The 25,404-nt window shown below is 67.5% G+C and carries 22 protein-coding genes and 1 pseudogene; 5 read left to right on the forward strand and 18 right to left on the reverse strand.

The window, feature by feature from the left end; all coding sequences use genetic code 11:
• The first annotated feature begins 33 nt into the window (after positions 1-33).
• The 4 genes from VLK31_RS31910 to VLK31_RS31925 are packed head-to-tail and all read left to right on the forward strand — an operon-like array spanning position 34 to position 3,313.
• Entirely contained in the window at positions 34-1,035 is a 1,002-nt protein-coding gene (locus VLK31_RS31910) for a Bug family tripartite tricarboxylate transporter substrate binding protein (protein ID WP_409172504.1), read from the forward strand.
• Between the two features lie 2 nt (positions 1,036-1,037).
• Positions 1,038-1,793, forward strand: coding sequence for an SDR family NAD(P)-dependent oxidoreductase (locus tag VLK31_RS31915; protein ID WP_409172505.1), 756 nt, complete (start codon positions 1,038-1,040; stop codon positions 1,791-1,793).
• 31 nt (positions 1,794-1,824) lie between these two features.
• On the forward strand, positions 1,825-2,511 hold the full coding sequence (locus VLK31_RS31920) for an SDR family oxidoreductase (RefSeq protein WP_409172506.1): 687 nt from the start codon (positions 1,825-1,827) through the stop codon (positions 2,509-2,511).
• Positions 2,512-2,545: 34 nt separating this feature from the next.
• Positions 2,546-3,313, forward strand: coding sequence for an enoyl-CoA hydratase/isomerase family protein (locus VLK31_RS31925; RefSeq protein WP_409172507.1), 768 nt, complete (start codon positions 2,546-2,548; stop codon positions 3,311-3,313).
• A gap of 54 nt (positions 3,314-3,367) precedes the next feature.
• Here VLK31_RS31925 and VLK31_RS31930 read toward each other — a convergent pair whose 3' ends face one another.
• The 18 genes from VLK31_RS31930 to VLK31_RS32015 all read right to left on the reverse strand — a co-directional run bounded on the left by VLK31_RS31930 (position 3,368) and on the right by VLK31_RS32015 (position 24,575).
• A complete protein-coding gene (locus tag VLK31_RS31930) occupies positions 3,368-4,171 on the reverse strand; it encodes an SDR family NAD(P)-dependent oxidoreductase (protein ID WP_409172508.1) in 804 nt (267 codons plus the stop codon).
• A 16-nt stretch (positions 4,172-4,187) separates the two neighbouring features.
• Positions 4,188-5,150 (reverse strand): branched-chain amino acid ABC transporter permease, encoded by a 963-nt coding sequence (locus tag VLK31_RS31935; RefSeq protein ID WP_409172509.1) that lies wholly within the window; start codon positions 5,148-5,150, stop codon positions 4,188-4,190.
• A gap of 16 nt (positions 5,151-5,166) precedes the next feature.
• On the reverse strand, positions 5,167-6,051 hold the full coding sequence (locus tag VLK31_RS31940) for a branched-chain amino acid ABC transporter permease (protein ID WP_409172510.1): 885 nt from the start codon (positions 6,049-6,051) through the stop codon (positions 5,167-5,169).
• Between the two features lie 67 nt (positions 6,052-6,118).
• Entirely contained in the window at positions 6,119-6,835 is a 717-nt protein-coding gene (locus VLK31_RS31945; protein ID WP_409172511.1) for an ABC transporter ATP-binding protein, read from the reverse strand.
• Positions 6,828-7,613 carry an ABC transporter ATP-binding protein gene (locus VLK31_RS31950; RefSeq protein ID WP_409172512.1) on the reverse strand — a complete coding sequence of 262 codons (786 nt, stop codon included), beginning with the start codon at positions 7,611-7,613 and terminating at the stop codon, positions 6,828-6,830. Before VLK31_RS31950 ends, VLK31_RS31945 begins: the two co-directional genes overlap by 8 nt.
• Positions 7,610-8,521, reverse strand: coding sequence for an SMP-30/gluconolactonase/LRE family protein (locus tag VLK31_RS31955; protein WP_409172513.1), 912 nt, complete (start codon positions 8,519-8,521; stop codon positions 7,610-7,612). Before VLK31_RS31955 ends, VLK31_RS31950 begins: the two co-directional genes overlap by 4 nt.
• Entirely contained in the window at positions 8,518-9,669 is a 1,152-nt protein-coding gene (locus tag VLK31_RS31960) for an NADH:flavin oxidoreductase/NADH oxidase (protein ID WP_409172514.1), read from the reverse strand. Before VLK31_RS31960 ends, VLK31_RS31955 begins: the two co-directional genes overlap by 4 nt.
• A gap of 20 nt (positions 9,670-9,689) precedes the next feature.
• Entirely contained in the window at positions 9,690-10,928 is a 1,239-nt protein-coding gene (locus VLK31_RS31965) for an ABC transporter substrate-binding protein (protein ID WP_409172515.1), read from the reverse strand.
• A 17-nt stretch (positions 10,929-10,945) separates the two neighbouring features.
• The gene (locus VLK31_RS31970) at positions 10,946-12,181 is read right to left on the reverse strand and encodes an ABC transporter substrate-binding protein (RefSeq protein WP_409172516.1); all 1,236 of its coding nucleotides are present in this window, start codon (positions 12,179-12,181) and stop codon (positions 10,946-10,948) included.
• A 60-nt stretch (positions 12,182-12,241) separates the two neighbouring features.
• Positions 12,242-14,590: an acyl-CoA dehydrogenase gene (locus tag VLK31_RS31975; RefSeq protein WP_409172517.1), complete on the reverse strand. Its 2,349-nt coding sequence runs from the start codon at positions 14,588-14,590 to the stop codon at positions 12,242-12,244.
• A gap of 83 nt (positions 14,591-14,673) precedes the next feature.
• Complete coding sequence (locus VLK31_RS31980) at positions 14,674-16,320, reverse strand: 3-(methylthio)propionyl-CoA ligase (protein WP_409172518.1); 1,647 nt, start codon at positions 16,318-16,320, stop codon at positions 14,674-14,676.
• A 44-nt stretch (positions 16,321-16,364) separates the two neighbouring features.
• The gene (locus VLK31_RS31985) at positions 16,365-17,147 is read right to left on the reverse strand and encodes an SDR family NAD(P)-dependent oxidoreductase (protein ID WP_409172519.1); all 783 of its coding nucleotides are present in this window, start codon (positions 17,145-17,147) and stop codon (positions 16,365-16,367) included.
• Positions 17,148-17,208: 61 nt separating this feature from the next.
• On the reverse strand, positions 17,209-17,916 hold the full coding sequence (locus VLK31_RS31990) for a TetR/AcrR family transcriptional regulator (RefSeq protein ID WP_409172520.1): 708 nt from the start codon (positions 17,914-17,916) through the stop codon (positions 17,209-17,211).
• A gap of 21 nt (positions 17,917-17,937) precedes the next feature.
• Complete coding sequence (locus VLK31_RS31995) at positions 17,938-20,058, reverse strand: acetate--CoA ligase family protein (RefSeq protein ID WP_409172521.1); 2,121 nt, start codon at positions 20,056-20,058, stop codon at positions 17,938-17,940.
• Positions 20,059-20,060: 2 nt separating this feature from the next.
• Entirely contained in the window at positions 20,061-20,819 is a 759-nt protein-coding gene (locus VLK31_RS32000; RefSeq protein ID WP_409172522.1) for an SDR family NAD(P)-dependent oxidoreductase, read from the reverse strand.
• A 150-nt stretch (positions 20,820-20,969) separates the two neighbouring features.
• Positions 20,970-22,631, reverse strand: coding sequence for a flavin-containing monooxygenase (locus VLK31_RS32005; RefSeq protein ID WP_409172523.1), 1,662 nt, complete (start codon positions 22,629-22,631; stop codon positions 20,970-20,972).
• A 158-nt stretch (positions 22,632-22,789) separates the two neighbouring features.
• Positions 22,790-23,326: a nuclear transport factor 2 family protein gene (locus tag VLK31_RS32010; RefSeq protein ID WP_409172524.1), complete on the reverse strand. Its 537-nt coding sequence runs from the start codon at positions 23,324-23,326 to the stop codon at positions 22,790-22,792.
• Between the two features lie 55 nt (positions 23,327-23,381).
• Positions 23,382-24,575: a porin gene (locus VLK31_RS32015; RefSeq protein WP_409172525.1), complete on the reverse strand. Its 1,194-nt coding sequence runs from the start codon at positions 24,573-24,575 to the stop codon at positions 23,382-23,384.
• A 311-nt stretch (positions 24,576-24,886) separates the two neighbouring features.
• Here VLK31_RS32015 and VLK31_RS32020 point away from each other — a divergent pair.
• A pseudogene (locus tag VLK31_RS32020) lies at positions 24,887-25,141 on the forward strand (transposase); the annotation flags it as partial.
• Between the last annotated feature and the right edge of the window lie 263 nt (positions 25,142-25,404).

Genomic DNA, 25,404 nt, shown 5'->3' on the forward strand with positions numbered 1-25,404 from the left:
CAACAGAAAAACAAAGCAACAGGACACCGAGACATGAGCCACCCCCTGATTCCGTGCACGGGCCTGCGCCGCCGCGACGCCCTGCTGGCCGGCGTCGCAGCGCTTGCCACGCCCGTGGCCGCGTTGGCCGCCAGCCCCGAGGCGACCTGGCCGAACCGGCCGGTGCGCATGATCGTGCCCTTTCCACCCGGTGGTGGCTCCGACTCCGTGGCGCGCATATTGTCGACCGTGCTGTCCCGGCAGCTGGGCCAGCCCGTGGTGGTGGACAACAAGCCCGGCGGCGCCGGAACCGTGGGCGTGCGCTACGGGCTTGCACAGCCGGCAGACGGCTACACCATCATCTGGTGCACCCCCGCGGCCCAGTACCTCGCGCCCAAGTCGGTGCGCTACGACCCAGTTGCCGACTTCGCTCCGGTCAGCCAGACGGTGGACGCCACCTACATCCTCGTCGTCGACCCCCAGCTGCAGATTCATTCGGTGGCCGACCTGGTGGCCGCCGCCAAGGCCAAGCCCGACACCATCAACTACGCCACGGCGGGCATCGGCGGGCAGGGCCACCTGATGGGGGCCTACTTCAACCTGCTGGCCGGCACCACCATGACCATGGTGCCCTTCACCGGAGAAGGCCCCGCGCTGGTGGGCACCATGGGTGGCCAGGTGCATGCGGCGTTCATCAGCAGCGCCGCCGCGCTGCCGCAGGTCGCCGCCGGCAAGGTGCGCGCCATCGGCATGTCGGCGGCCAGGCGCCTGCCCGGCATTCCCGCGGACATTCCGCCCATTGCCGCGACCCTGCCGGGCTACGACGTCACCGCCATCAACTACATCGCCATGCGCAGTGGCACGCCCAAGCCGATCGTGGAGCGCCTTAGCAAGCTCATCAATGAAGCGCTGGCGACACCGTCGGTGCGCGACAGCATTGCCGCCGTGGGCGTGGTGCCGGTGGGCAGCACGCCCGAGGCGCTGGGCCGGCGCGTGGAGGCCGAGCGTGTCAAGTGGGCCGACATTCTGCAGAAGACCCACATCGTGCTCGAGTGACCATGGCCGCAGCAGACCCAACTGCCCTGGCCGCGCGCTGCGCGGTCGTGACCGGCGCGGCGCGCGGCATTGGCCTGGCCATTGCCGAGCAACTGGCGCGCGACGGCCTGCAGGTGCTTGCCACCGACCGTGACGGCAACGTGGCGCAGGCCGAGGCCGAGCGCCTGCAGGCCCAGGGCCTGAACGTGCGCGCGGCCGTGCTCGACGTGCAGGACCGTGCCGCCGTGGCAGCCCTGTTCGCCACGCTGCCTGTCATCGACGTGGTGGTCAACAACGCAGGCATCGCCTCGTCCATGCTGCCGTTTCGCGAACTCGACGCCGCCCAGCTGCGCGCCATGCTGGGCGTGAACCTGATGGGCAGCTTCATCGTGGCGCAGGAGGCCGTGCGCCGCATGCCGCAGGGCGGGCGCGTGGTGCAGATCGCCTCGCGCGGCTACCTGGGCGGTGCCGGCGCCGCGCACTATGTGGCCAGCAAGGCCGCCGTGGTGGGCATGGTGCGCGCCATGGCCATCGAGTTGCGCTGGCGCGGCATCACGGTGAATGCCGTGGCGCCGGGCATGGTCGACACCCGCATGCTCGAAGGCTTCACGCCCGAGATGCGGCGCGCGCTCGAGCAGCGCGAACCCGCCGGCGCCGCCGCCAGCCCGCAGACCATTGCGCACGCCGTGTCCTTCCTGGCCTCGCCGCAGGCCGCGCAGTGCACCGGCCAGGTCTTGTTTGTGGACGGCGGCAAGAGCGTGGGCATGCCGCCGCTCTGAGCGCCGCACCGCACGCCCCCACACCCCAACCATGAACCCCACTCCCGCCCCCTTCGACGACACCCGCCCCGGCACGCTGCTGCTCGTGGGCAGCCAGCAGCCGCTGGCGGACAGCGTGCGCGAGCGCCTGCAGCGCGACGGCCACCACGTGATTGCGGTGCAGGGCGGCGACGATGCCGCGCTGCAGGCTGCGCTGTCGGCGGCACCGCTGATCGACGCGCTGGTCACGCTGACGCCCACCGCGCGCGCCAACCTCGCGTTCGACGAGATCGACGATGCCACCTTCGAGGCGGCCGTCGAGTCGCAGCTGCTGGCCGTGGTGCGCACGGCGCAGGCCGTGCTGCCGCGCCTGCGCGAAGGCGGGCGCATCGTGCACGTGGGCTCTCGTGGCCACCAGGGCGCCTGGGGCGGCGTGCACCAGATGGCCGCCAGCGCCGGCCTGGCCGCCATGACCCGATCCATGGCGCTGGAGCTGCAGCCCGAAGGCCACTGCGTGAACCTGGTGGCCAGCGAGTTCAGCCACGAGCGCCAGGACACGCCGCGCAACCGCGAGGCCGTGACGCATGCCGTGAGCATGCTGGCCGCGCCGCGGTGCGGCATCACCGGCCAGTGCATGGTGATCGACGGCCTGGCCTCGATGCGCATGAGCGAAGCGCGCCGACCCCCCATGGCGGCGTCACCAGTGCAACCAGTGCCACCAACGCTACCCATCAACTGAATCCCCCCTGACCCCATCCACCCGAGGAGAACCTATGGAATACCTGAAACTGAACGTCGAGAATTTTGTGGCCGTGATCACCATGGACGCACCCCCCGTCAACGCCGTGTCCGCCGGCCTGATGGACGAGATGATCGCCGCCTTCGACCAGATGAGCGACCGCGACGACGTGCGCGTCGTGGTGCTCACCGGCGCGGGCAAGATCTTCTGCGCCGGCGCCGACATCAAGAGCCGCGCCAACAAGGTCTTCGAGCCCGGCGAGCGCTGGGCCCACTCGCGCCGCGCGCGCGAGCTGAGCTACTCCATCATGGAGTGCAAGAAGCCCGTCATTGCCGCGGTCAACGGCCCTGCGCTGGGGGCCGGCATGGGCATTGCCGTGTCCTGCGACATCCTGATGTGCTCGGACAACGCATCGTTCGGCTTGCCCGAAGTGGACGTGGGCCTGATGGGCGGCGGCCGGCATGCCATGCGCGTGTGCGGCCATTCGCTGACGCGCCGCATGATGCTCACGGGCGACCGCATCAGCGGCGATGAGCTGTACCGCCGCGGCATCGTGGAGGCCTGCGTGCCCCGCGACAACCTCATGGCCACCGCAATGGAAATGGCCGCGCGCATTGCGGCCAAGAGCCCCATTGCCAGCCGCACGGCCAAGAACTCGGCCGCCACCATCGAGAACATGACGCTGCGCGACGGCTACCGCTTCGAGCAGAACATGACGGCCGAGCTGGGTCAGACCGAAGACTCGCGCGAGGCCATGCGCGCCTTCGCCGAGAAGCGCTCGCCGGTGTTCCACGGACGCTGAGAGCGCACGCCCTGTCGCCGGCGTTGCCAGCGGCAGGGCGGCCACCTCACCTTCTCAGGTCGCCAGCACCCCGCCGTCCACCGGCAGCGTCACGCCGTTGATGTAGCTCGCCATCGGCGAGGCCAGAAACACGGCGGGCGCGGCAATTTCGTCGGGCAGGCCCAGGCGGCCCGACGGCGTGCGGCGCAGGAAATACGCCAGCCGGCGCGGATCCGCGCGCGTGGCCACTGTCATGGCGGTTTCTATGACACCCGGCGCAATGGCGTTGACCCGGATGCCGTCGGGCGCCAGGTCCACCGCCATCGTCTGCGTGAGCATCTTCACCGCGCCCTTGGACGCCGAGTAACCGATGCAGCCGCCCTGCGCGATGAACGCCGCGCCAGAGGCAATGTTGACCACGCAGCCGCGCGTCTTGCGCAGCGCGGGCAAGAAGGCGTGCAGCACGTTGAAGCCGCCCATCACGTTCACGTCGAACACCTTGCGGATCTTGCGGTGCACGTCGGGCGTGTCGATGCCCTCGCGGATCAGGATGGCGGCGTTGTTGACCAGCGTGTCCACGCAGCCGATGTCGCGGCCCACGCTTTCGGCCAGCGCGGCGCAGCCCGGCACGTCGGTGATGTCCAGCGCAAAGGCCCAGGCCTGGCCGCCTGCCGCATGGATGGCCGCGACCGTGTCGGCGCAGTCTTGCGCGCGCAGGTCGACCACGACGACGCGCGCGCCGGCGCGTGCGTAGTGCTCGGCGATGGCGCGGCCGATGCCGGCGGCGGCGCCGGTGACAAGGGCCAGGCGGCCTTCCAGCAAGCGGGCTTCCGGCAAGCTGCCCTCCAGCAGGTGCGCAGGCGATGTTTCAGCAGTCATGGGTTCACTCCGGTCTTCAGGGTTGGGGGTTGCGTGCCGCACGGCGCGCGAGCCAGGCGTTCAGCTCGCCGACGATGCCGCGCCGGAACAGCATCACGGCCAGCACGAACACAATGCCCTGCACGATCAGCACGGCTTCGGCCACCGCCGACAGCGAATTGGCCATGGTCACCACCACGATGGCGCCCGCCACCGGGCCCAGCAGGGTCTGCAGCCCACCGACGATGCCCATCAGCAGCGCCTCGCCCGAGGTCACCCAGCTCACGTCGTTGAGCGTGGCAATCTGGAACACGATGCTTTTCATGCTGCCCGCCAGGCCCGCCAGCGCCGCCGACAGCGTGAAGGCCAGCAGCTTGTAGCGGTTGACCCGGTAGCCCAGCGAGATGGCGCGCGCCTCGTTGTCGCGAATGGCCGTGAGCACCTGTCCGAACGGGGAGTGCACGATGCGCCAGATCAGCCAGAAGGCGGCGACCACCGTCAGCATGACCACGTAGTACAGCGTGAGGTTGTTCGACAGGTCCAACAAACCCAGCAGCTTGCCGCGCGGCACGTTCTGAATGCCGTCCTCCCCGCCCGTGAAAGGCGCGCGCAGCGCGATGAAGTACACGAGCTGCGCGCTGGCCAGCGTGATCATGGAGAACGCGATGCCCGCGCGGCGAATCGCCAGCAAGCCGGTAACGGCACCCAGCGCCGCCGCCGCCGCCACGCCGAATGCCACGCCCAGCGCGGGCTCCAGGCCCCAGACCTTGACCGCATGCGCGGTGGCGTACCCGGCCGATCCGAAGAACATCGCGTGGCCGAAAGACAGCAGCCCCACGTAGCCCACCAGCAGGTTCAGCGAGGCCGCCAGCAGAGCGAAGCACAGCAGCTTCATGAGGAAGATGGGGTAGGCGGCGAGCGGCGCAATCAGCAGCACGACGGCGCCGGCCATCAGCAGCGCGGGCCGGTAGCGGGCGATGGGGGAGGAAGCGGGGGTCATCTGGGAGTCCTTGTGTTTACTTGGTGCTGCCGAACAGTCCGTTGGGGCGAACCGCGAGCGTGATGAGCATCACCACGAACACCACGATGCCGGCCCCGTCGGGGTACACCAGCTTGGTGATGCCTTCGATCACGCCCAGCCCGAAGCCCGCCACGATGGCGCCCACGATGGAGCCCATGCCGCCGATCACCACCACGGCGAACACCACGATGATCAGTTGCGAGCCCATCAGCGGGTTCACCTGGTAGATGGGCGCGGCCATCACGCCGCTGAAGCCGGCCAGCGCCACGCCCAGGCCGTAGGTGAGCATCAGCATGCGCGGCACGCGCACGCCAAAGGTGCGCACGAGGTTCGGGTTCTCGGTGGCCGCGCGCAGGTAAGAGCCGAGCTTGGTGCGCTCGATCACGAACCAGGTCATCAGGCACATGCACAGCGACGCCGCAATAACCCAGAGCCGGTACCAGGGGAAGAAGGCCATCGGCGTTTCCAGGCCACCGGCAATGGGGTTGGGATAAGGCTGGCCGGTGGCGCCGAACTTGTAGCGCAGGCTGCCCTCCAGAATCAACGCGAAGCCGAAGGTGAGCAGCAGCGCGTATACATGGTCCAGGTGGTAGAGCCTGCGCAGCAGAAAGCGCTCCAGCGCCACCCCCGACAGGCCCACCAGCAGCGGCGCCAGCAGCAGCGCCCACCAGTAGTTGAGCCCCGCGTATTCGAGCAGGCCCCAGGCCACGAAGGCGCCCAGCATGTACTGCGCGCCGTGCGCGAAGTTCACCACGCGCAGCAGTCCGAAGATGATGGCCAGGCCCAGGCTCATCAGCGCGTAAAGCGAGCCGTTGATCATGCCCACCAGCAACTGGCCCGAGATGGCGGCCAGCGGGTATCCGAACAAAGTGTCGGGCATTGTGAAAGTCTCCAGGGTGGTTGTTCTTGTGCGAAGCGGATGGGTGCGGTGCGGCGCGTGCGCGTGGCTACACGCCCAGCAGCGCTTCGATGCGCGCACGGTCGTTCGCAATGGCCTGGCGGTCGAACTGCTCCACCACGCAGCCTTCTTCGACCACATAGAAGCGGTCTCCCACGCCCGAGGCGAAGCGAAAGTTCTGCTCCACCATCAGCACCGTGAAGCCGCGCGCGCGCAGCAAGGCGATGGCCTCGCCGATCTTGTCGATGATCACGGGCGCCAGGCCCTCGGTGCATTCGTCCAGCAGCAGCAGCTTGGCGCCGGTGCGCAGGATGCGCCCGATGGCCAGCATCTGCTGCTCGCCGCCCGACAGCCGCGTGCCCGGGCTCTTGCGGCGCAGCTTGAGGTTGGGGAACAGCGCGTAGATTTCTTCCACCGTCATGCCGCCGGGCATCAGCACTGGGGGCAGCAGCAGGTTTTCTTCCACGTTCAGGCTGGCGAAGATGCCGCGCTCTTCGGGGCAGTAGGCCACGCCCAGGTGCGCAATGGCTTCGGGCGACATGCCTTGCGTGGAGCGGCCGTTGACCGCAATGTGGCCCTGTCGCCTGGCCAGCAGGCCCACGATGGCGCGCAGCGTGGTGGTCTTGCCGGCGCCGTTGCGGCCCAGCAGGCAGACCACTTCGCCGGGCTGCACCACAAAGTCGATGCCGTGCAGCGCCTGGGTTTCGCCGTAGTGGCCGGTGAGGCCGCGCACCTCCAGGCAAGGCGTTGGGTTGTGCTCAGCCATGGGCGCCACCTCCTACATAGGCTTCGCGCACACGCGCGTCGTTCGATACCTCTTCGTAGCTGCCCTCGGCCAGCACCTCGCCGGCCTGCAGCACGGTGATGCGGTCGCACAGCTCGGCCACGACTTTCATGTTGTGTTCCACCATCAGCACGGTGCGTTGCCTGGCAACCTCGGCGATGAGCCGCGTCACGGGGCCGATGTCTTCGTGGCCCAGGCCCGCCATGGGTTCGTCCAGCAGGATCAGCTCGGGCTCCAGCGCCAGCGTGGTGGCCAGCTCCAGCGCGCGCTTGCGGCCGTACGACAGGTCGGCCGCGCTGTGCAGTTCGTAGCGCTCCAGGTGCACGCTGGCCAGCAGTTCGCGCGCACGCGGCGTGTGGCGGTCCAGCACCTTGTCGCTGCGCCAGAAGGCGAAGGTGCCGCCTGCCCGGCGCTGCAGCGCCACGCGCACGTTGTCGAGCACGCTCATGTGGCCGAACACGGCCGAGATCTGGAACGAGCGCACCATGCCGCTGGCCGCCACGCTGGCGGGGTCGCTGCGCGTGATGTCGCGCCCGTTGTAGTGGATGCGGCCCGCGCTGGCCGGGATGGAGGTGGTCAGCAGGTTGAAGCAGGTGGTCTTGCCCGCGCCGTTGGGGCCGATCAGCGCATGCACGCTGTGGCGCCGGATGGCCAGCGACACGTTGCGCACCGCATGGAAGCCCATGAACTGCTTGCTCAGCCCTTCGGTGCGCAGGATGACGTCGGCGCCCGCTGGGTTGTTGGCCGGGAGCGTCGTCATGCGATGCCCTCGTCGTCGAACAGCACCTCGGGCAGGCCGCGCACGCCCAGGCCGTGAATTGCGAACACGGCGCCCGCGTCCGGGTGGTCGCTGTTCAACATGTTGCCGCTGTTGCGGATGCTGGTGACGTAGAGCACGTCCAGTGCCGGCCCGCCGAAGCAGGGGCAGGTGGGGTAGGGCGTCGGCACATCGACAAGGCGCAGCAGCTGGCCATCGGGCGTGAAGCAGCCGATTTTGCCGGCCTGCACCAGCGCCACCCACAGGTTGCCGTCGGCGTCCACCGTGGTGCCGTCGGGCGCCGAGCCGTGGGCGCGGGTGTTGAACAGCATGCGGCGGGGGCCGGTGGTGCCGCTGGCGGGGTCGTAGTCGACCGCGCTCACCTCGTCGCTGAAGCTGTCCGCGTGGTACAGCGTGCGGCCGTCCGGGCTGAAGCAGGTGGCGTTGGCCAGCGCGATGCCGTCGAAGAGCTGCGTGGCGCTGCCGTCGCGCTCCAGGCGGTAGTAGGCGCCATCTCGGTCGTGGCGCCCCATGACCATGGAGCCCGCGACGAAGCGGCCCTGCCGATCGGTGCGGCCGTCGTTCATGCGCATCGACGGGCCGGGGTGCCGCACTTCGGCCAGGCGGCGCGTGGCGCCGCTGGCCAGCTCCAGCAGGTGGAAGCCGTCTTCGAGCGAAAGCACTAGGCACCCGCGTCGCGTGAGGGCAATGGAACCGATGTCGCTTGGCGTCGCCCATTCGGTGTAGCTGTCGCCCTGCAGCCGGCGCACCCGGCGCCCCTTGGTGTCGATCCAGTACAGCGATTGGTCTCGCGTGTCCCAGAGCGGGCATTCGCCCAGGCGGTCGCGGCGGCTGCCGAGAACTTCAATGTGTGGCGTGACGGCCGACGCGTGGTGCGGTGTGTTGGTCATGCAGTGCTCCTGGCGGCGTGTGTCTTGCGCAGTGCATCGGCGGCATCGGCGCGGCGGCTCAGGTACGTGCGGTACTGGCGGGGCCAGGTGGCGTAGTCCTGGTTGGCGCCCAGCGCGGCTTCTGCATGCACGGCCCAGTTGGGGTTGTAGAGGGCCTCGCGGCCGACGGCGATCAGGTCGGCCTGCTGCGCCTGAAGATAGTCTTCGGCGGTCTGCGGGTCGACGACCAGCCCCACGCCCATCACCTGCAGGCCGCTGGCCTCGCGCAGCTGCGCCGCCAGCTCGGCGCGAAACAGCAGGCTGTTGGACACCGAGCGCCCCTGCGTCGGGTAGCCCGCGATGCCGCCGCCCGAAGAGCAGTCGACCACGTCCACGCCGCGGTCCTTCAAGGCCCGCAGCAGGCCGGCCATTTCGTCGAATTCCAGCCCGCCGTCCACCACGTCGGCCAGCGACACGCGCCAGAACAGCGGCAGCGTGTCGGGCCATTCGCGGCGCACGGCCTCGGCCACGTCGAGCGCAAAGCGCCACCGGTTCTGACCGAAGCGGTCGCTGCGCTGGTTGGTCACCGGCGAGAGGAACTGGTGAATCAGGTAGCCGTGCGCGCCGTGCACCTCCAGTGCCTCGAAGCCTGCCTCGCGTGCGCGGCGCGCGGCGTCGGCCCAGGTCTGCACCAGGGCTTCCACCTGCGCGGTGTCCAGCGCCTGCGGCGTGGGCCAGCCCGGCCCCAGCGGCAGCGGGCTCGGCGCAATCACCGGCCAGGGCGCTTCGCCGCGCGCGCGGTCGGCGTCGTTCAGCGGGCCGTGGCCTTGCCACGACTTCTGCATGCCGGCCTTGCGGCCCGTGTGGCCGAGCTGAATTGCGGGCACCGCGCCGTTGATGCGCAGCACCTCGGCAATGCGTGCCAGCGGCGCCGTTTGTGCGTCGTTCCACAGGCCGGTGTCGCCATGGGTGTTGCGCCCGCGCTCTTCCACCGCGGTGGATTCGACGAACACGATGCCGGCCCCGCCCATCGCGAAGCGCGCGAAATGGCCCACGTGCCAGTCCGTGGCCATGCCGTGCACGCCGGTGAACTGTTGCATGGGCGAGATCACCACGCGGTTGCGCGCGTGCATGCCGCGCAGCGTGTAGGGCGTGAAGAGTTTTGTCATGGTGCTTGCCTTGCGGGGGTCTACTTTTTCAGGAAGTCGCAGCCGCCTTCGGACAGCGGGCGAACGATCTGCTCGGCGGGAATGGCCGCGCCGAGCTTGTAGAAGTCGTACTTGTATCTGGACTCGGCCGGCGACTTCACCTCCACCGGGTAGACCACGCGCATCACCTGGCCGTCTTCGCGGATGGGCGTGTTCTGGCTCATGAAGTCGTTGACCGGCGTGGCCTTCATGCTGGCCATGACCGCAGGCCCGGCGTCGGTGCCGGTGGCCTTCACGGCCTTCAGGTAGTGCGTGACCGCGCTGTACGTGCTGGCCTGGGTGTAGGTGGGCACGACGCCGTCGCGGCGGGCCATGAAGCGCTTGCTGAAAGCGCGCGTGGCCTCGTTCTGGTCCCAGTAGAAGGGCACGGTGATGTTCAGGCCCTGCGCAACGTTCAGGCCCATGGCCGTCACGCTGTCGATGGTCATGCCGAACACGCTCAGTGTTTGCCCGCCGCGCGTGATGCGGAACTCCGTCGCCTGCTTGAGCGCGTTGGCCAGGTCGTTGACCGCGCTCACGACCACGATGGCCTTGGCCCCGCTGGACTGCGCCTGCAGCAGGTACGAAGAGAAGTCGGTCGCGCCCAGCGGGTGCTTCACCGAACCCACCACGCGGCCGCCGCGCTCCTGGATGAAGCGCGTGGCCTCGGCCTGCATGGCGGCGCCGAAGGCGTAGTCGACCGAGATGAAATAGAAGTCCTTGATGCCCTTGTCCATCAGCAGCCGCACGCCGGCCTTGGGCAGCGCATAGCTGTCGTTAAGGAACTGAACACTCATCGGCGAACACGCCTTGCCGGTGAAGTCGGACGACAGCGAGCCCGACAGCAGAAAGGGCTTCTGCTTTTCCTTCATCAGCGTCTGCACGCCCAGCGAAATCGAAGACGCCGAGCTGGTGACGATGGTGTCGACCTTGTCGATGTCCAGCCACTTGCGTGCCGCGTTCAGGCCCACGTCGGGCTTGTTCTGGTCGTCCACCAGCAGCAGCTCGATGGGTTTGCCGCCCACCGTGCCACCGAAGTCCTCGATGGCCATGCGCGCGGCCATCACCGCGCCCATGCCAGCCGCGCTGGAGTAGGGGCCGCTCATGTCGTTCATGACGCCGATGCGCACCACGTTGTCGGAGATTTGTGCGTGGGCCGCGCCACTTGCCAAGGCGAGTGCCATTGCTGCCGCCAGGCAGGTGCCGAGTGGGCTGAAGCTGAAATTCTGTTGTTGTGCCATGGGAGTCTTGCCGTGGGTTACTTCTTCAGAAAATCGCAGCCGCCTTCGGCCAGCGGGCGAAAGACCTGCTCCGCGGGAATGGCCGCGCCAACCTTGTAGTAGTCGTACTTGTATTTGGACTCCGCCGGCGTCTTGACCTCCACCGGATACACCGCGCGCATCACTTGGCCGTCTTCGCGCACCGGCGCGTTCTGGGTCATGAAGTCGTTGACGCGGATGGCCTTCATGCGGGCCACCACGGCGGGCCCGGCGTCGGTGCCGGCTTCCTTCACCGCCTTCAGGTAGTGCGTGACCGCGCTGTACACGCTGGCCTGGATGTAGGTGGGCACCGCGCCGCCGCTGTTGCGTTCCATGAAGCGCTTGCTCCAGGCGCGCGTGGCGTCGTTCTGGTCCCAGTAGAAGGGCACGGTCATGGTCAGGCCCTGGGCAATGTCCAGGCCCATGGCCGTCACGCTGTTGATGGTCATGCCGAACACGCTGAGCGTCTGGCCACCGCGCGTGATGCGGAACTCCGCCGCCTGCTTGAGCGCGTTGGACTGGTCCTGCCCCGCGTTCAGGATCACGATGGCCTTGGCGCCGCTGGCCTGCGCCTGCAGCAGGTACGACGAGTAGTCGGTGGCGCCCAGCGGGTGCCTCACCGAGCCCACCACACGCCCGCCCGCGGCCTGAATGAAGCGCGTGGCCTCGGCCTGCATCGCGGTGCCGAAGGCGTAGTCCACGGTAATGAAGAAGAAGTCCTTGAAGCCCTTGTTGACCAGCACCTGCACGCCGGCCTTGGGCAGCGCGTAGCTGTCGTTCAGGAACTGCACGCTCATCGGCGAGCAGGCCTTGCCCGTGAGATCGGACGACAAGGCGCCTGCGATCAGAAAGGGCTTCTGCTTTTCCTTCATGAGCGTTTGCACGCCCAGGGCGATGGACGTGGTCGAGCCGGTCAGGATGGTGTCGACCTTGTCGGTCTCGAGCCATTTGCGCGCGGCGTTCAGGCCCACGTCGGGCTTGTTCTGGTCGTCCACCGAAAGCAGCTCGATCGGCTTGCCGTCGATTTTTCCGCCGAAGTCTTCGATGGCCATGCGCGCGGCCAGCACGGCGCCGGGGCCGCCGATGCCCGAGTAAGGCCCGCTGGCGTCGTTCATGACGGCGATGCGCACCACGTTGTCCGATATCTGGGCACAGGCGCTGCCAGCGGCCCCTGCGAGCGCGAGCGCCGTGAGGGCTGCGCGCACTGCGGTGTTGAGTTTTGTCGAGCTTGTCATGTATGTCTCCTGGTTTTTCTGGAAATGGGGGGAGCGCAGCGCCGCGGCGGCAGGCCTGGCTCAGGGCCTCGGGTTGCCCGAAGGCAAACCCAGAATCTGCTTGGCGAGAATGTTTCGCTGGATCTCGTTGGACCCACCGAAGATGGGGGACATGCGCGAGTCCAGGTACTGGCCCATCACGTCGGTGGCAATGCCGTTGACGACCACGTCGTCCATCTGGCCGCCGTGGTCGCCTGCAAGCTGCACCAGCTCGTCGGCGATGCGCTGGTAGGTTTCGGTGCCCCACACCTTGAGGTACGACACGTCGGGCCCCAGTTCTTCGCCGCTGCGCAGCAGGCCCATGAAGCGCTCGAAGGCCGCCTTCAGGTCGCGCACGTCCAGCACCAGCTGGGCATAGCGGTCGCGAAAATCCGCCTGCGCCATGGCGCCCGATGCATCGGCCAGCCGGTCCAGCTGCGTCAGCGCGGATTCGCATTGGCGCGGCGTGCCGAAGAAGATGCGCTCTTCGCGCAGGAACGAGTTGGCAACGTTCCAGCCGTCGTCGATGCGGCCCACCACGTTGGCCACGGGCACGCGCACGTTGTCGAAAAAGACTTCGCTGAACTCGCCTTCGCCCTTCAGGTTGACGATGGGGCGCACCTTCACGCCAGGCGTCTTCAGGTCGATCAGCAAGAAGGTGATGCCGCGCTGCTTGGCGCCTTCGATCTTGCTGGTGCGTACCAGCGCGAACATCCAGTCCGCGCCTGAGCCCAGCGTGGTCCAGATCTTCTGGCCGTTGACGATCAGCTCGTCGCCCTCGCGCTCCGCGCGGGTGCGCAGGTTCGCCAGGTCGGAGCCGGCGTCCGGCTCGGAGTAGCCCTGGCACCACATGATCTCGCCGTTGAGCACGCGCGGCAGATGGTGGTTCAACTGCTCGGGCGTTCCGTGCATGAGCAGCAATTTGCCCAGCGCCAGGCCGTGGTCTGGAATGCGTGCGCAGCCGTGGCGCGCCATCTCTTCGGCATAGATGACCTGCTTGGCCGGCGACAGCCCCATGCCGCCGTGCGACTTTGGCCAGGACGGCGCGAGCCAGCCCTTCTTCGACAACGCCTGGTACCAGTCGGAAATGTCGTTGTAGAAGGCGCGCTTTTTCATGAAGCGTTTTTCGGTCGGGTAGTGGGCCGCGATCCACTCGGCCAGCACCCGACGGAACTGCGCGTCGGGCAGTTCGCCAACGGTTGCGTCGTCGTGCGGCGCAATCGCCTCGCCGCCCTCGGCCTGGCGCACGCGCCCGGTCTGGTGCAGTGCGTCGAGGAACTGGCCGCGCTGCCACAGCGGGTTGCCCAGCCAGGCCGACAGTGCCAGCGCCCGCTTGAGGCACAGCCCGATGTCGGTCTCGTCCGCAATGCCCATGCCGCCATGCAGATGGATGGCCGCCTTGCCCACCATCAGCGCGGTGCTGCCGGTGCGCGCGCGCGCTGCGCGCAGCGATTGCAGGCGGGTGGCCTCGTCGGCTGGCGCGGTCCAGTCCAGCAGCGCGTTTTCAGCCGACGCGCGGGCCAGCTGGCAGTGCATCCACATGTCCACCATCCGGTGCTGCAACACCTGGAACGAGGCGATGGGCTTGCCGAACTGCACGCGTTGCGTGGTGTAGGCCACGGTGGTCTGCAGTGCGTGCTCCGCCACGCCCACCAGCTCGAAGGCCGACGCCAGGCGGGCCAGCTCGATGGCCTGCGCCACGGCATGGCGCACGGCCGGGCCGCGCGCGAGCATGGCGTCTGCCGGCAGCGTCAGGCCGTCGAACGCGAGTTCGCCAAAGTCCAGGCCGTCGACCGTGCGCGTGCTGCGCACGCGCGGGCCATCCGTACCCGTGGCCACCCAGAAGAGCGCTGGCGTGGTGTCGGCCAGCGCGTACACCAGAAAGCCGTCGGCAGCGCTGGCCAGCGGCACGAAGCGCTTCACCGCGCCCTGCAGTTGCCAGCCGTCGCCATGGCGCAGCGCCTGCAGCCGGGTGGTGGCCAGGTCCAGCGCGCCGGCTTCTTCTTGCCAGGCGAGCGCGGCCAGCGTGGTGCCCGCGGTCACGGTGTCCAGCAGCGGGCGCACCTTCGCGGCATGGTCGGCGTCCGCCGCCAGGTGCACCAGGGCCTGCACCACCAGCACGCCGCTGGCCACATAGGGCTCGGGCGCAAGGCCGCGGCCGAGCTCGCTGGCGATCAATGCGGTCTCTGCCGCGCCCAGGCCAAGGCCGCCCAGCGCCTCGGGCACCAGCACGCCGAGCCAGCCTGCCTCGGCAATGGCGAGCCACACCGCGCGGTCGAAGGGAACCGGCCGGTCGCGCAGGCGGCGCACGCGTGCAGGCGCGGGGTGCCGTGTGTGAAAGTGCTGCACGCTGTCGCGCAGCATGGTCTGGGTGTCGTCGAGAAGGGTCATGAGGGAATGCGGTGCGGTGCGGTGCGGAAGGGGCGAAGCGATGTGATGTGGGGCAGAGCAGGGCCGGGCGAGGCGAAGCGCTTTCAGGCCTTGTCGGTAGGCAGCGTGTGGCCCCGAAACTGCTCGCGCAGCTTGAGCTTCTGCAGCTTGCCGGTGGCGGTGTGCGGGAGCGATTCGACGAACACCACGTCGTCGGGCATCCACCACTTGGCGACCTTGCCCTCCATGAACTGCAGGATCTCCTCGCGCGTGCCGCGCTGGCCGTCCTTGCGCACGATCAGCAGCAGCGGGCGCTCCTGCCAGCGCGAGTGCGCCACGCCAATCACGGCGGCTTCGTGCACGGCGGGGTGTTCCATGGCGGCGTTCTCCAGGTCGATCGACGAGATCCACTCGCCACCCGACTTGATGACGTCCTTGGAGCGGTCGGTGATCTGCACGAAGCCGTCGGCGTCGAGCGTGGCCACGTCACCGGTGGCGAACCAGCCGTCGGCATCGAGCACGCTGCCACCCTCGGCGCGGTAGTACCCGCTGGCCACCCAGGGGCCGCGCGTCTTCAGGTCGCCGAAGGCCTTGCCGTCGTGCGGCAGCGGCTGGCCGTCTTCGCCGAAGATTTCCAGGTCCACGCCGTAGATGGCGCGGCCCTGCTTGGCCTGCAGGTCGAAGCGCTGCTGCAGGTCGATGCCGCGGTGCTTGTCCAGCAGCGTGCCGATGCTGGCCAGCGGGCTGGTTTCGGACATGCCCCAGGCCTGGATCACATAGGCACCGAACAGCGTCTCGAACTTTTCGATCATGGCGCGCGGGCAGGCCGAGCCGCCGATGACCAGGCGCTTGAGCGCAATCTCCGACAGATCGAGCGACGCGCGGTGGCGCTCGATGTAGTCGAACAGGCCCAGCCACACCGTGGGCACGCCCAGCGAGAAGTTGCAGCGCTCTTCGCGCAGCAGCCGGTAGATGTTCTCGCCCGAGAGGTTGGGCCCGGGCAGCACCAGCTTGGCCCCGCACATGGCGCCCGCATACGGAATGCCCCAGGCGTTGACGTGAAACAGCGGCACCACCAGCAGCACGCTGTCGCGCGCCGACAGGCCCAGGCCGTCGCTGGTGCAGGCCGTGAACGAGTGCAGCACCGTGGAGCGATGGCTGTACAGCACGCCCTTGGGGTTGCCCGTGGTGCCCGAGGTGTAGCAGAGCGAAGAAGCGGTGTTCTCGTCGAAGCGCGGCCAGCTGTAGTCTGGCGAGGCAGCGTCCAGCAGGTCTTCGTAGCACATCAGGTTGGGCAGATCCAGCGCCGGCATCTGGTCGCGCCTGCACAGGGCGACGAAGCCCTTGGCATGCTGCAACTGCGGTGCCAGCGCCGCGAGCACGTCGCCGAAGCTGGTGTCGAAGAAAACGTAGCCCGCCTGCGCGTGGTTCAGGATGTAGCTGATCTGCTCCGGAAACAGCCGCGGATTCACCGTATGCAGAATGGCCTGCATGCCGGAGACGCCGAAGTACAGCTCCACATGGCGGTGCGTGTTCCACGCCAGCGTGGCGACCCTTTCACCGGGTTGCACGCCCAGCGTGGTGAGCGCGTTGGCCAGGCGCTTGGCGCGTTGCCGCACCTCGCGCCAGTTGCTGCGGTGGATGCTGCCGTCCACCATGTGCGACACGATTTCGCGCTCGCCGTGGAACGCCGCAGCGTGGTCCAGGAGTCCGGAGAGCAGCAGCTGGTGTTGCTGCATCAGGCCTTGCATGTGAGTGTTCCTTCAGAAATGGGTTGTGGGGATGGCGGTGCGCATCAGTGGTAGCTGCGCCCGCCGTCCACGGCCAGCACGATGCCGGTCACGAAAGAAGACTCGGCGCTGCTGAGGTAGAGCGCGGCCATGGCAATCTCCTGCGGCTCGCCGATGCGCTCCAGCGCATAGCGGGGCCCCACGCGCGCATGCAGTTCTTCGGCGCTGTAGCCGCCGCGCACCATGGGGGTGTCGATGGCGCCGGGGCAGATGGTGTTCACGCGCACCTGCGGCGCCCATTCCATGGCAATGGACTTGGAGAACGAAATCACGCCGGCCTTGGAGGCCGCATAGGCACTGCGTTGCTTGAAGGGCTGCAGGCCCTGGCCCGACGAGACGTTCACGATGGTGCCCGCGCCGGCCGCGCGCAGTTGCGCAATGGCGGCGCTGCAGACATTGAAGGTGCCGGTGAGGTTGACGTCGATCACGCGCTGCCAGTCTTCGTGCGACACCGCGTCGGCCCAGTCGGTGTTGGCGATGCCGGCCGCGTTGACCACACCGTCGAGCCCGCCGAAGCGCTCGACCGCCTGCTGCACGGCGTTTGCCACGGCGGATGTGTCGGTGATGTCGGCCTCGACGGCCAGCCATTGCGATGCAGGGCCTGCCAGGTCGACGGGCCGGCGGCGGTCGAGCGCCACCACGCAGGCACCGGCACGCACGAACAACTCGGCAACGGAACGGCCAATGCCGGAGGCCGCGCCCGTCACCAGAATGCGCCGCCCCGCCAGGCGGCCGGCAACCTGCGCGGTGGCGGCATTGAAGGGCGGATGGGGGTGTGGGTTGTTCATGGTGGAGCGATGCGGAAATGGGGAGGGCGCACGCGGGTGTGCGTCGGCGAATGTGTGCGGCTCATGGATTGACTGGCCGGCCGGTAAATGAACGGGCCAAAAAAATGGCGGCCGGTTCTGCTACGGCAGGCTCGGCGGGCTCGGCGAGCACGGCGGACTTGGATTCGCGCAGCAGCCCGTACAGCAGCATGTCGACAAACTGCTGCATCACCTCGACGCCGCTGAGCGTGCCGCCGGGCTTGTGCCAGCGCGGCATGTGGTTCAACGCGGACAGCAGCAGGCGGCCCACCATGGCGGGGTCCGCCGCGCGCAGCTCGCCGGCGGCCATGGCGTCGTTGATGCACTGGCGCAGCAGGTTCTCGTAGCTGTCGCGCAGTTCGAGCGCGGCCATGCGGCGGCCGCCGGTGGCCGCTTGCCAGAAGGCGTTGGAGCCCGCGATCCAGCCGTCGCGCCCCTGGTCCTGCACCTGCGCCGACGCGGCCATGAACGCCCGCACGCGCGCAACGCCCCCCACCTCTTGCGCCACGGCGCGCGCCACACGGTCGTGCAGCAACTGCACCGATTCGAGAACGATGCGCTCATACAGCGCGTCCTTGTTCGGAAAGTAGTAGTACAGCGCGGACTTGGTGATGCAGGCAGCTTGCGCAATGTCGCGCAGCGACGTTCGGTCGTACCCGTGCTGCGCGAACAACCGACGCGCGATGGCCAGCAACTGGTGCTCGCGCGAATCCAGTGGATCGACTGCGTCCCCCGATGAGGCGGTTGCCATGGCGTTGCGGTGTTCTCAGGCTCAGCGTGTGGAGATCAGGGCGTCCAGGCAGACGCCGCCCTGTGTCTGCACCACGAAGGGGTTGATGTCGATGCCGGCCAGCTGGTCGGCATGGCGCATGGCGAACATGGAGAGGTGGCTCAGTGTCTGCGCCAGTGCCTGCGTGTCGTAGACCGGGCCGCCGCGCCAGCCCTTCAGCAGGGCCGATGCGCGCACCGAGTCCACCAGCGCCAGGCCCTGTGCCGGCGACAGCGGGGCCGAGGCGAAGGCCACGTCCTTGTAGAGCTCCACGGCCGTGCCGCCCAGGCCGAACATGACCATGGGGCCGAACACCGGGTCCATGTGGATGCCGATGATGGTCTCCACACCCCCGCGCACCATGGGCGCGATCAGCACGCCGTCGATGCGCGCGTGCGGCGCGCGCTCGGCGGCACGCGACATGAGCGTGTCGTGCGCCGCGGCAACCGCGTCTGCGTTCTGCAGACCGACGATGACGCCGCCAACTTCGGTCTTGTGCGCAATGTCGGGCGAGACGATCTTGGCCACCACCGGGTAGCCCATGGCATTGGCGGCGGCCACCGCCGCGCTGGCGCTGGTGCAGGTGGCCTCGGCCAGCACCGGAATGCCGGCCGCGCTGAGCAGGCTCTTGGCCTGGGTCTCGGTGGCGGCCAGCGGCAGCTTCTGCACGGCGGCCTCGATGGGTGCATCCACGGTGCGCAGGTTGCGGCGCAGCCGGGCCATGCGCGCCGCGCCCGCCACCGCGCGAACGGCGCGCGTGGGGTCGGCAAAAACGGCCACGCCCGCGGCCTCCAGGCGGCGTGTGACACCTTCATCGGCGAGCATCACCACCACCAGCGCGCACGCGGGCCGGTCGCGGTGAATGGCAATCAAACGGTCTTCGGTCGCCTGAAAGCGTTGGGGCGACAGCCCCACGTGCGCGAGGTAGGCGAACAGGCTGCCGTAGGCCGCGTCTGCCTGCACCATGATCTCGACCGTGCGCGCCACGCCGTCGGGCACCGCAGTCACCTGGGCCGTGGTGTCGAAAGGGTTGGCCGGCACGGCATAGGGCAGCAGTTCGCGCAGTGCGCTGCTGGCCTGCTCGCGCAGGGCCGGAAGCCCCATGCCCGACTCCGTGGCGTTGTCGGCCATCAGGATGCCGATGCCGCCCGAGCCCGTCATGATGCCGATGTCCTCGTTGGCGGGCAGCGTCTTGAGCACCGCGCACAGGTGGGCGATGTCGAGCATTTCTTCCACCGACCGCGCGCGGTGCGCGCCGCATTCGGCAAACACGGCGTCGTACACCGCGTCGTTGCCGGCCAGCGAACCGGTGTGGGTGGCCGCGGCGGCCGCGCCCACGTCGGTGCTGCCGATTTTCATGATGACCACCGGCTTGCCTGCCGACGCGGCCTTGCGCAACGCGGCGCGCAGGCGCGCACCGTCCTTGCAGGCTTCGATGGCCGCGCAGATGACGTGCGTGTCGGCGTCGTCGGCCAAGTAGTCGATGCACTCGGCCACGTCCACGTCTGCCTCGTTGCCGGTGGCAATCACGCGCGACAGGCCGATGCCGCGCAGCGTGGCCATGCCGTAGGTGGCCGAGCCGAAGGCGCCGCTCTGCGTTGCAAGGCCGATCACGCCGTGCTTGGGGCGCAGGCCGTTGAGCGCGGTGGAAAAGGTCGCGTAGAAATTGTGGGAGGGGTTCAGCAGGCCCAGTGCATTGGGGCCGACCATGCGCATGCCGGCCTCGCGGCAGATGGCGACCAGGCGCGCCTGCAGTTCGGCGCCGGCGGCATCCACCTCCGCGAAGCCGGAGGTGAACACCTGCACGGCCTTCACACCCTTGGCCGCGCATTCCAGCAGCGCGGCCTCCACGCCCTGCACGGGCACCGCAATGATGGCGTGGTCCACGGGGCCGGGCACGTCGAGCAGGCTCTCGTACGCCGGCAGGCCCTGGACTTGCGCCGCGCCACTGCGGTTGACGGGGTGCAGCTTGCCCTGGAAGCCGGCTTCCAGCAGGAAGCGCAGCGGCCGGCCGCCAATGCGCTCGGGGTCGGAAGAGGCGCCGATCAATGCCACGGACTGTGGAAAGAACAGAGGGTGCAGGGAGTGCATGGCGGGCTGGGTAGCGTCGGATTCGGTTGACATGTTCAAAGCAGGGCGTGGGTCACGCCGCCGTCGACCAACAGGGATTCACCGGTGACGAAACTGCTCTCGTCACTGGCCAGGAAGCACACGGCCGAGGCAATGTCCCCCACCGCGCCGATGCGGCCCAGCGGCGCGCGAGCCACGCGCTTGGCCTCCATGTCGGGGGTCACGTTGATGCTCACGCCTTCGGTGGCCACCGAGCCTGGGCAAACGGCGTTCACGCGGATGTTTTTCGGCCCCAGGTCCACGGCGGAGGAGCGCGTGAGGCCCAGCACGCCGGCCTTCACGCCGCAGTACACCATGCCCGAGGGAATGCCAAGAAAGCCCGCCGCGGAGGCGATGTTGACAATGGCGCCCCCACCGCTGCGCGCCATGGCGGCCGCGCCAACCTGAATGCCCCACACCACCGAGTGAAAGCCCGTGCCCGTCATGCGCGCCAGAACTTCCGGGGTAATGGCGTCGATGGGGCCGTAGCGCACCCAGGCGGCGTTGTTGACCATGATGTCGAAGCGGCCGAAGCGGCGCTCCAGGTCGCCCACCGCGGCCTCGAAGGTGGCGCGCTGGGCCACGTCGCCCGCGTAGGCGAAGGCTTGTGCGCCCTGCTCGCGCAGCGCCTGCGCGGCGCGCTCGGCGTTGTCGGCCTTGATGTCGAGCACGCCGACCACGGCGCCTTCAGCAGCAAAGCGTTCGCAAATGCCGCGCCCGATGCCTTGTGCGCCACCAGTGACAAGCGCAACCTTGCCGTTCAGTCGTGTTCCCATGAAATCGTTCCCATCAGTTGCAGAAATTCTACCGGCCGGATAGTAAAAAATTGGTCGGCAATAACCCTTGGACAGCCCCTTGCCGAGGGGCAGGGGATTCGGGTGCGGTGCGGGCCGGGGCGCCTTTGGGTCGCGCCCGGCCGGGGGTGGTCAGGCCGCGACGGCCTGGCGCACGGGTTCGAGCGTGTAGTGCTGATAGCCGTTGGCTGCGGCCGCCGCGCAATGCTCGCGGTACTTCGTGAAGCCGCCGATGAACTGCGTCAGCCCTTGCGGCTTGCCCTGCACGTTGGAGCCCGTCCACCAGGTCTTGGCCTTGTTGATGAGCGAGTGCTGGGCCAGCGTGCGCACCACTTCCATCCAGTCGTCTTCGCTCTTGCGCGTCGGCTCGATGCTGCCCAGGCCGTTCTTGCGCAGGTGGGTGATGGCATCGGCGATCCAGTCGACGTCGTGCTCGCTCATGCGGATGATGTTGGCCAGTGCCGCCGGGCCGTTGGGGCCGGTCGTCATGAACAGGTTCGGAAAGCCTTCCAGCATGATGCCCAGGTGCGAACGCGCGCCGTCCTTCCACTTCTGCTGCACCGTGCGGCCGTCGCGGCCCACCACGTCGAAGGCCATCAGCGCGCCGGTGAGGCCGTCGTAGCCGGTGGCCAGAATCAGGATGTCCAGCTCCGTCACGCCGGCCTGCGTGCGCACGCCTGTTTCGGTGACCTCGACGATCGGGTCTGCGATGCAGTCCTTCAGGTGCACGTTGGGCAGGTTGTAGGTTTCGTAGTAGCCCGTGTCCAGGCACGGACGGCGCGCAAAGATGGGGTAGCCGCGGGGCTTGAGCTGCTCCGCCGTCAGTGGGTTCTGCACCACCTCGCCGATCTTGCCGCGCACGAATTCGGCCACATGCTCGTTGGCCTCGGCGTTGATCATCAGGTCGCCGAAGGTGCCCAGCATCGCCAGGCCGCCCTGCTTCCAGGAGTCTTCGAGCAGTGCCGCGCGCTGGGCCGGCGCCAGTGTGTAGAAGGCGCGCGTGGACGTCGGGCGCACACCGCCGATGTGGGTGTTGCGCGCCACCTCGCGGATGCCGGCGTAGTGGCGCCTGATTTCGGCCATGTACTCGGCCTCGATCGGCACGTTGCGCATGGGCATCGTGAAACTGGGCGTGCGCTGGAACACGAAAAGTTCGCCAGCCTGGCGGCCCACTTCCTGCACGATCTGGATGCCGGTCGAGCCAGTGCCGATGACACCCACGCGCTTGCCCGCAAAGTCCACCGGTTCATGCGGCCAGCGCGCTGCATGCAGCAGGCGGCCCTTGAAGCGGTCGAGCCCTTCGAACTCCGGCTTCTTGGGCACCGAGAGCGGGCCGGTGGCCATGATGCAGCAGGGCGCCTCGAAGGTGGCGCCGCGGTTGGTCTTCACCGTCCAGAGCTGGCGCTCTTCGTCCCACACGGCGCTTTCGACGCGGGTGTTGAACTGAAAGTGGCGGCGCAGGTCGAGCCGCGTGGCAACAAAGTCGATGTAGCGCAGCAGCTCGGGCTGCGCGGCAAACTGCTCGGACCAGGTCCACTCCTGCTCGATCTCGCTGGAGAACGAATAGCTGTAGTCGATGCTGGGCAGGTCCACGCGCGCGCCTGGGTAGCGGTTCCAGTACCACACGCCACCCACGTCGCCGCCGGACTCGAAGGCCTGCAGCTTGAGCCCCAGCTTGTTGAACTTGTGCACGGCGTACATGCCGCCGAAGCCGCCGCCGACGATGATCACGTCGAGGCGCTGGGCCTGCGGGTCTGCTTGAGCTTGAGAGGAAGAGGGCTTGAGTTCCGGCACGTTTGTCTCCTGGGATTGGTGGAATAGTGCAATGGGCCCGGAGCGTCTTCGGCGGCAAGGCCAAAGCGCAGGGCGGCTTGTTTGTTGTGGCGGATCATGCCAATTTACTTGCCGACCGGCAAGTAAACATGGGGAAAACCAGGAGTTGCCGGCGCGAATCAGCCGTGATGCGGGGCAAACAGGGTGCTTGTGGGGTCGTCCGGGTAGAACGAGCCAATCGGCAGCCGCGCGCCGAATCGCTCAGCCTCGGTGCCTGCCGGTGCGCCCAGTGGCTGAAACCAGTCGAACAGCACCGTGCGCTCGGCAACGCGCCATTCGGACTGGCGCTTTTTGAACACGTCCATGTAGCGCCCGGCCAGGAGCACGTCTTGCTGCACGTTGTGCGCGTCGGGCTCGCGAATCAGCACCAGAAAGTAGCTTTCAACGTCTGCTGCCGCGCCGCGGAACGCGAACGTGCTGTTGCTGACGAAATGGATGTAGCGCTCGCCCACCTGCATGCGCGCCATGGCCACCTTGATGAAGCCTTCCGCGTTGCCCACGTAGGCGCCATGGCGCTCTTTGGCCCCGGGCCAGTAGGAGCTGAGCAGCGCGGCCTCGTCTCGGCGGTCGATGCCGCGGCAGTAGCGATGAATGCAATCGCGAATGCGCTCTCGGTCCAACAGTTCGGTCAGTTCAGCTTCACGGGTCGTGTCCATACGATTTTCCTGAGGTGGGTGGAGACGGAGGGTCGGTCTGACCCTTGGCGCTGGCTTAGAACGCGTGACGGATGCCAACGTCGTAGCCAGTCGCCTTTTGCGCAAGATAGCCCTGTCCAGCGCCAGAAAAAGATGCTGCGCCTCCGGCAGTGATGGCGGCGCTTGGCAACCGACCGGCGTACGCCCCATCGTTCTTGTTGTTGACGCGCGCGGCCGTGACATAGATGGCCGTGCGTTTGGAAAGATTGTGGGTGTACCCGATTGCGAACTTGTTGACGCGTGGTGCGCTGGAACCCGTGAAGCCTTCGTCCGATTTGAAACGGACCGCCGAATACGAGACACGGATCAGACCCACACCGACCGGCACGCTTGCGCCCACAAGATAGCCATCGAAATGAATTTCGGTTGCAGTCAACGGCGTTCGACGCTGGTCGCGCGTGCGGGACAACTCCCCAAAGGCCTTGACCAGACCGAAGTCATACGACGCGCCGATGTTGGTGGTCCGGAAATCGCGCTGCAGCACCGCTGTGTCACTGGCCTTGCTCTCGCCGTGGGCGATAGCAATGTCCAGTGGGCCCGCCAGGTAGCCGAGACGGCCGCCGACGTACGTGCCCGACCTGTCGTTCTCGGCTGCAACGCTGGAGCCCGAACTCTTCGTGTTTTCCGGGAGTCCGTACATCACAGAGCCGTAGACGCCGCCCAGGTCGGCGGGCAAGAAGTAGCTCACCGAATTGTTGGCGCGAACATAGTTCGCGTTACCCACGGCAGCCGAGTTTCCGAGCGTGAACAAAACGCTGGAGCCGACGCCGCAGTTTCCGAAAGGATCGAAAATCGCGTCGTTGTAGAAGGTCGGGTTGTAGTCGCGTCCCAACCTCAGTTCACCTAGACCCCCTGCCAGCGACAGCGTTGAGCGGCGATTGAAGAAGGCCGTTGCCGAGGGTGCGCCAGCAGTGGCCGGCCCGCCGATCGAACCGGTGTCCAGGGCGATTGCGCTCTCGAACCAAAAACCGGCAGACAGGCCCCCGCCCAGGTCCTCCGTGCCTCGCATTCCCAGTCGGCTCGTCGCATTCCCGCCCGATGACAACGCCCATTGCCGTTGAGTGATTGCCCCACCGGTCACCGGATTGCGCGCCGTGGCCTCATAGCGGCTGATGCCTGCATCTGCGATGCCAAAGAGCGTGATGGACGATTGAGCGGAAGCGATGCTCGCAGCTTGGAGCGCTGCGATCCCGACGATTGCAAGTTTCATTTTTGTTTTCAGTGATGAACTGTGATGTGTTGGCGGGTCTTGCGACAACGGAAACAGGTTTGGTGATGCCTTCCGGGCGTCCACGATGACATTGAGCCTTGCGCTTCGAACTACTTTTACTAACCGTGCGACAGGTAGAGTGTATTGAAGAATCGCTGCACTGAAAGGCCAGGCGCAGGGCTGTTTTCAGAAGGAAAACCACTAGATGAAGTGGTCGATTCTGGTTTATGCAACAACATGGACGAGGAAAGCCGGCCGGCAGGTAGTTATTGAAGAAATGACGTCGTCAGAGTGAGGCGGCAGCTGCGTAGATGACGAAGACGACGAGAGCGCGTTACACGCTGGAGTTCAAGCACGAGGCGGTGCGGCTGTTCGAAGGCGGACAGAGCATCGCGGCGGCGGCGCGCACATTGGGTGTGGTTGAGCAAACGCTGTTCAACTGGGTCAAGGCGCATCGCGAGGGCAAGCTCACAGGCGCTGAGAGCAAGCCCGTGAACGTCGAGCAGATGGAGATCAGCCGGCTGCGTGCCAAGCTGGCCCGGGTGAAGATGGAACGCGACATTCTGGCGGGCAACTCGCCGATGACAGCCGCGGTGAGCCTTGCCGCAAGGCGGAACTGTGACGCGGGTGTCGCGGCGTAGCCAAGCTCGAAAGAAGGCAAGGCAACTTATTTAACATAAGCTTTATTGTGTGATTTTTAACTGTAGTGGCTGATTAGTAATGTCGTGTTTTGACTAAATAGAAATGTCGCATCGTTGGCCCGGTCCAGCTTCTGGATCCGAGGTACAGCGATGGCCACATCCACGGCAACTATCACCATGTCGATGCG

It is taken from the genome of Variovorax sp. H27-G14 (assembly GCF_046156345.1).
Taxonomy (GTDB): Bacteria; Pseudomonadota; Gammaproteobacteria; order Burkholderiales; family Burkholderiaceae_C; genus Variovorax.

What these genes read in the sequence shown, in the direction of transcription:
- VLK31_RS31935 (WP_409172509.1), bottom strand. Translation starts at nt 5,150, where the DNA reads ATGACCCCCGCTTCCTCCCCCATCGCCCGCTACCGGCCCGCGCTGCTG.
- VLK31_RS31950 (WP_409172512.1), bottom strand. Translation starts at nt 7,613, where the DNA reads ATGACGACGCTCCCGGCCAACAACCCAGCGGGCGCCGACGTCATCCTG.
- VLK31_RS32010 (WP_409172524.1), bottom strand. Translation starts at nt 23,326, where the DNA reads ATGGACACGACCCGTGAAGCTGAACTGACCGAACTGTTGGACCGAGAG.
- VLK31_RS31915 (WP_409172505.1), top strand. Translation starts at nt 1,038, where the DNA reads ATGGCCGCAGCAGACCCAACTGCCCTGGCCGCGCGCTGCGCGGTCGTG.
- VLK31_RS31930 (WP_409172508.1), bottom strand. Translation starts at nt 4,171, where the DNA reads ATGACTGCTGAAACATCGCCTGCGCACCTGCTGGAGGGCAGCTTGCCG.
- VLK31_RS31970 (WP_409172516.1), bottom strand. Translation starts at nt 12,181, where the DNA reads ATGACAAGCTCGACAAAACTCAACACCGCAGTGCGCGCAGCCCTCACG.
- VLK31_RS32015 (WP_409172525.1), bottom strand. Translation starts at nt 24,575, where the DNA reads ATGAAACTTGCAATCGTCGGGATCGCAGCGCTCCAAGCTGCGAGCATC.
- VLK31_RS31940 (WP_409172510.1), bottom strand. Translation starts at nt 6,051, where the DNA reads ATGCCCGACACTTTGTTCGGATACCCGCTGGCCGCCATCTCGGGCCAG.
- VLK31_RS31985 (WP_409172519.1), bottom strand. Translation starts at nt 17,147, where the DNA reads ATGAACAACCCACACCCCCATCCGCCCTTCAATGCCGCCACCGCGCAG.
- VLK31_RS32000 (WP_409172522.1), bottom strand. Translation starts at nt 20,819, where the DNA reads ATGGGAACACGACTGAACGGCAAGGTTGCGCTTGTCACTGGTGGCGCA.
- VLK31_RS31975 (WP_409172517.1), bottom strand. Translation starts at nt 14,590, where the DNA reads ATGACCCTTCTCGACGACACCCAGACCATGCTGCGCGACAGCGTGCAG.
- VLK31_RS31955 (WP_409172513.1), bottom strand. Translation starts at nt 8,521, where the DNA reads ATGACCAACACACCGCACCACGCGTCGGCCGTCACGCCACACATTGAA.
- VLK31_RS31965 (WP_409172515.1), bottom strand. Translation starts at nt 10,928, where the DNA reads ATGGCACAACAACAGAATTTCAGCTTCAGCCCACTCGGCACCTGCCTG.
- VLK31_RS31920 (WP_409172506.1), top strand. Translation starts at nt 1,825, where the DNA reads ATGAACCCCACTCCCGCCCCCTTCGACGACACCCGCCCCGGCACGCTG.
- VLK31_RS31960 (WP_409172514.1), bottom strand. Translation starts at nt 9,669, where the DNA reads ATGACAAAACTCTTCACGCCCTACACGCTGCGCGGCATGCACGCGCGC.
- VLK31_RS31910 (WP_409172504.1), top strand. Translation starts at nt 34, where the DNA reads ATGAGCCACCCCCTGATTCCGTGCACGGGCCTGCGCCGCCGCGACGCC.
- VLK31_RS31990 (WP_409172520.1), bottom strand. Translation starts at nt 17,916, where the DNA reads ATGGCAACCGCCTCATCGGGGGACGCAGTCGATCCACTGGATTCGCGC.
- VLK31_RS31995 (WP_409172521.1), bottom strand. Translation starts at nt 20,058, where the DNA reads ATGTCAACCGAATCCGACGCTACCCAGCCCGCCATGCACTCCCTGCAC.
- VLK31_RS31980 (WP_409172518.1), bottom strand. Translation starts at nt 16,320, where the DNA reads ATGCAAGGCCTGATGCAGCAACACCAGCTGCTGCTCTCCGGACTCCTG.
- VLK31_RS31945 (WP_409172511.1), bottom strand. Translation starts at nt 6,835, where the DNA reads ATGGCTGAGCACAACCCAACGCCTTGCCTGGAGGTGCGCGGCCTCACC.
- VLK31_RS31925 (WP_409172507.1), top strand. Translation starts at nt 2,546, where the DNA reads ATGGAATACCTGAAACTGAACGTCGAGAATTTTGTGGCCGTGATCACC.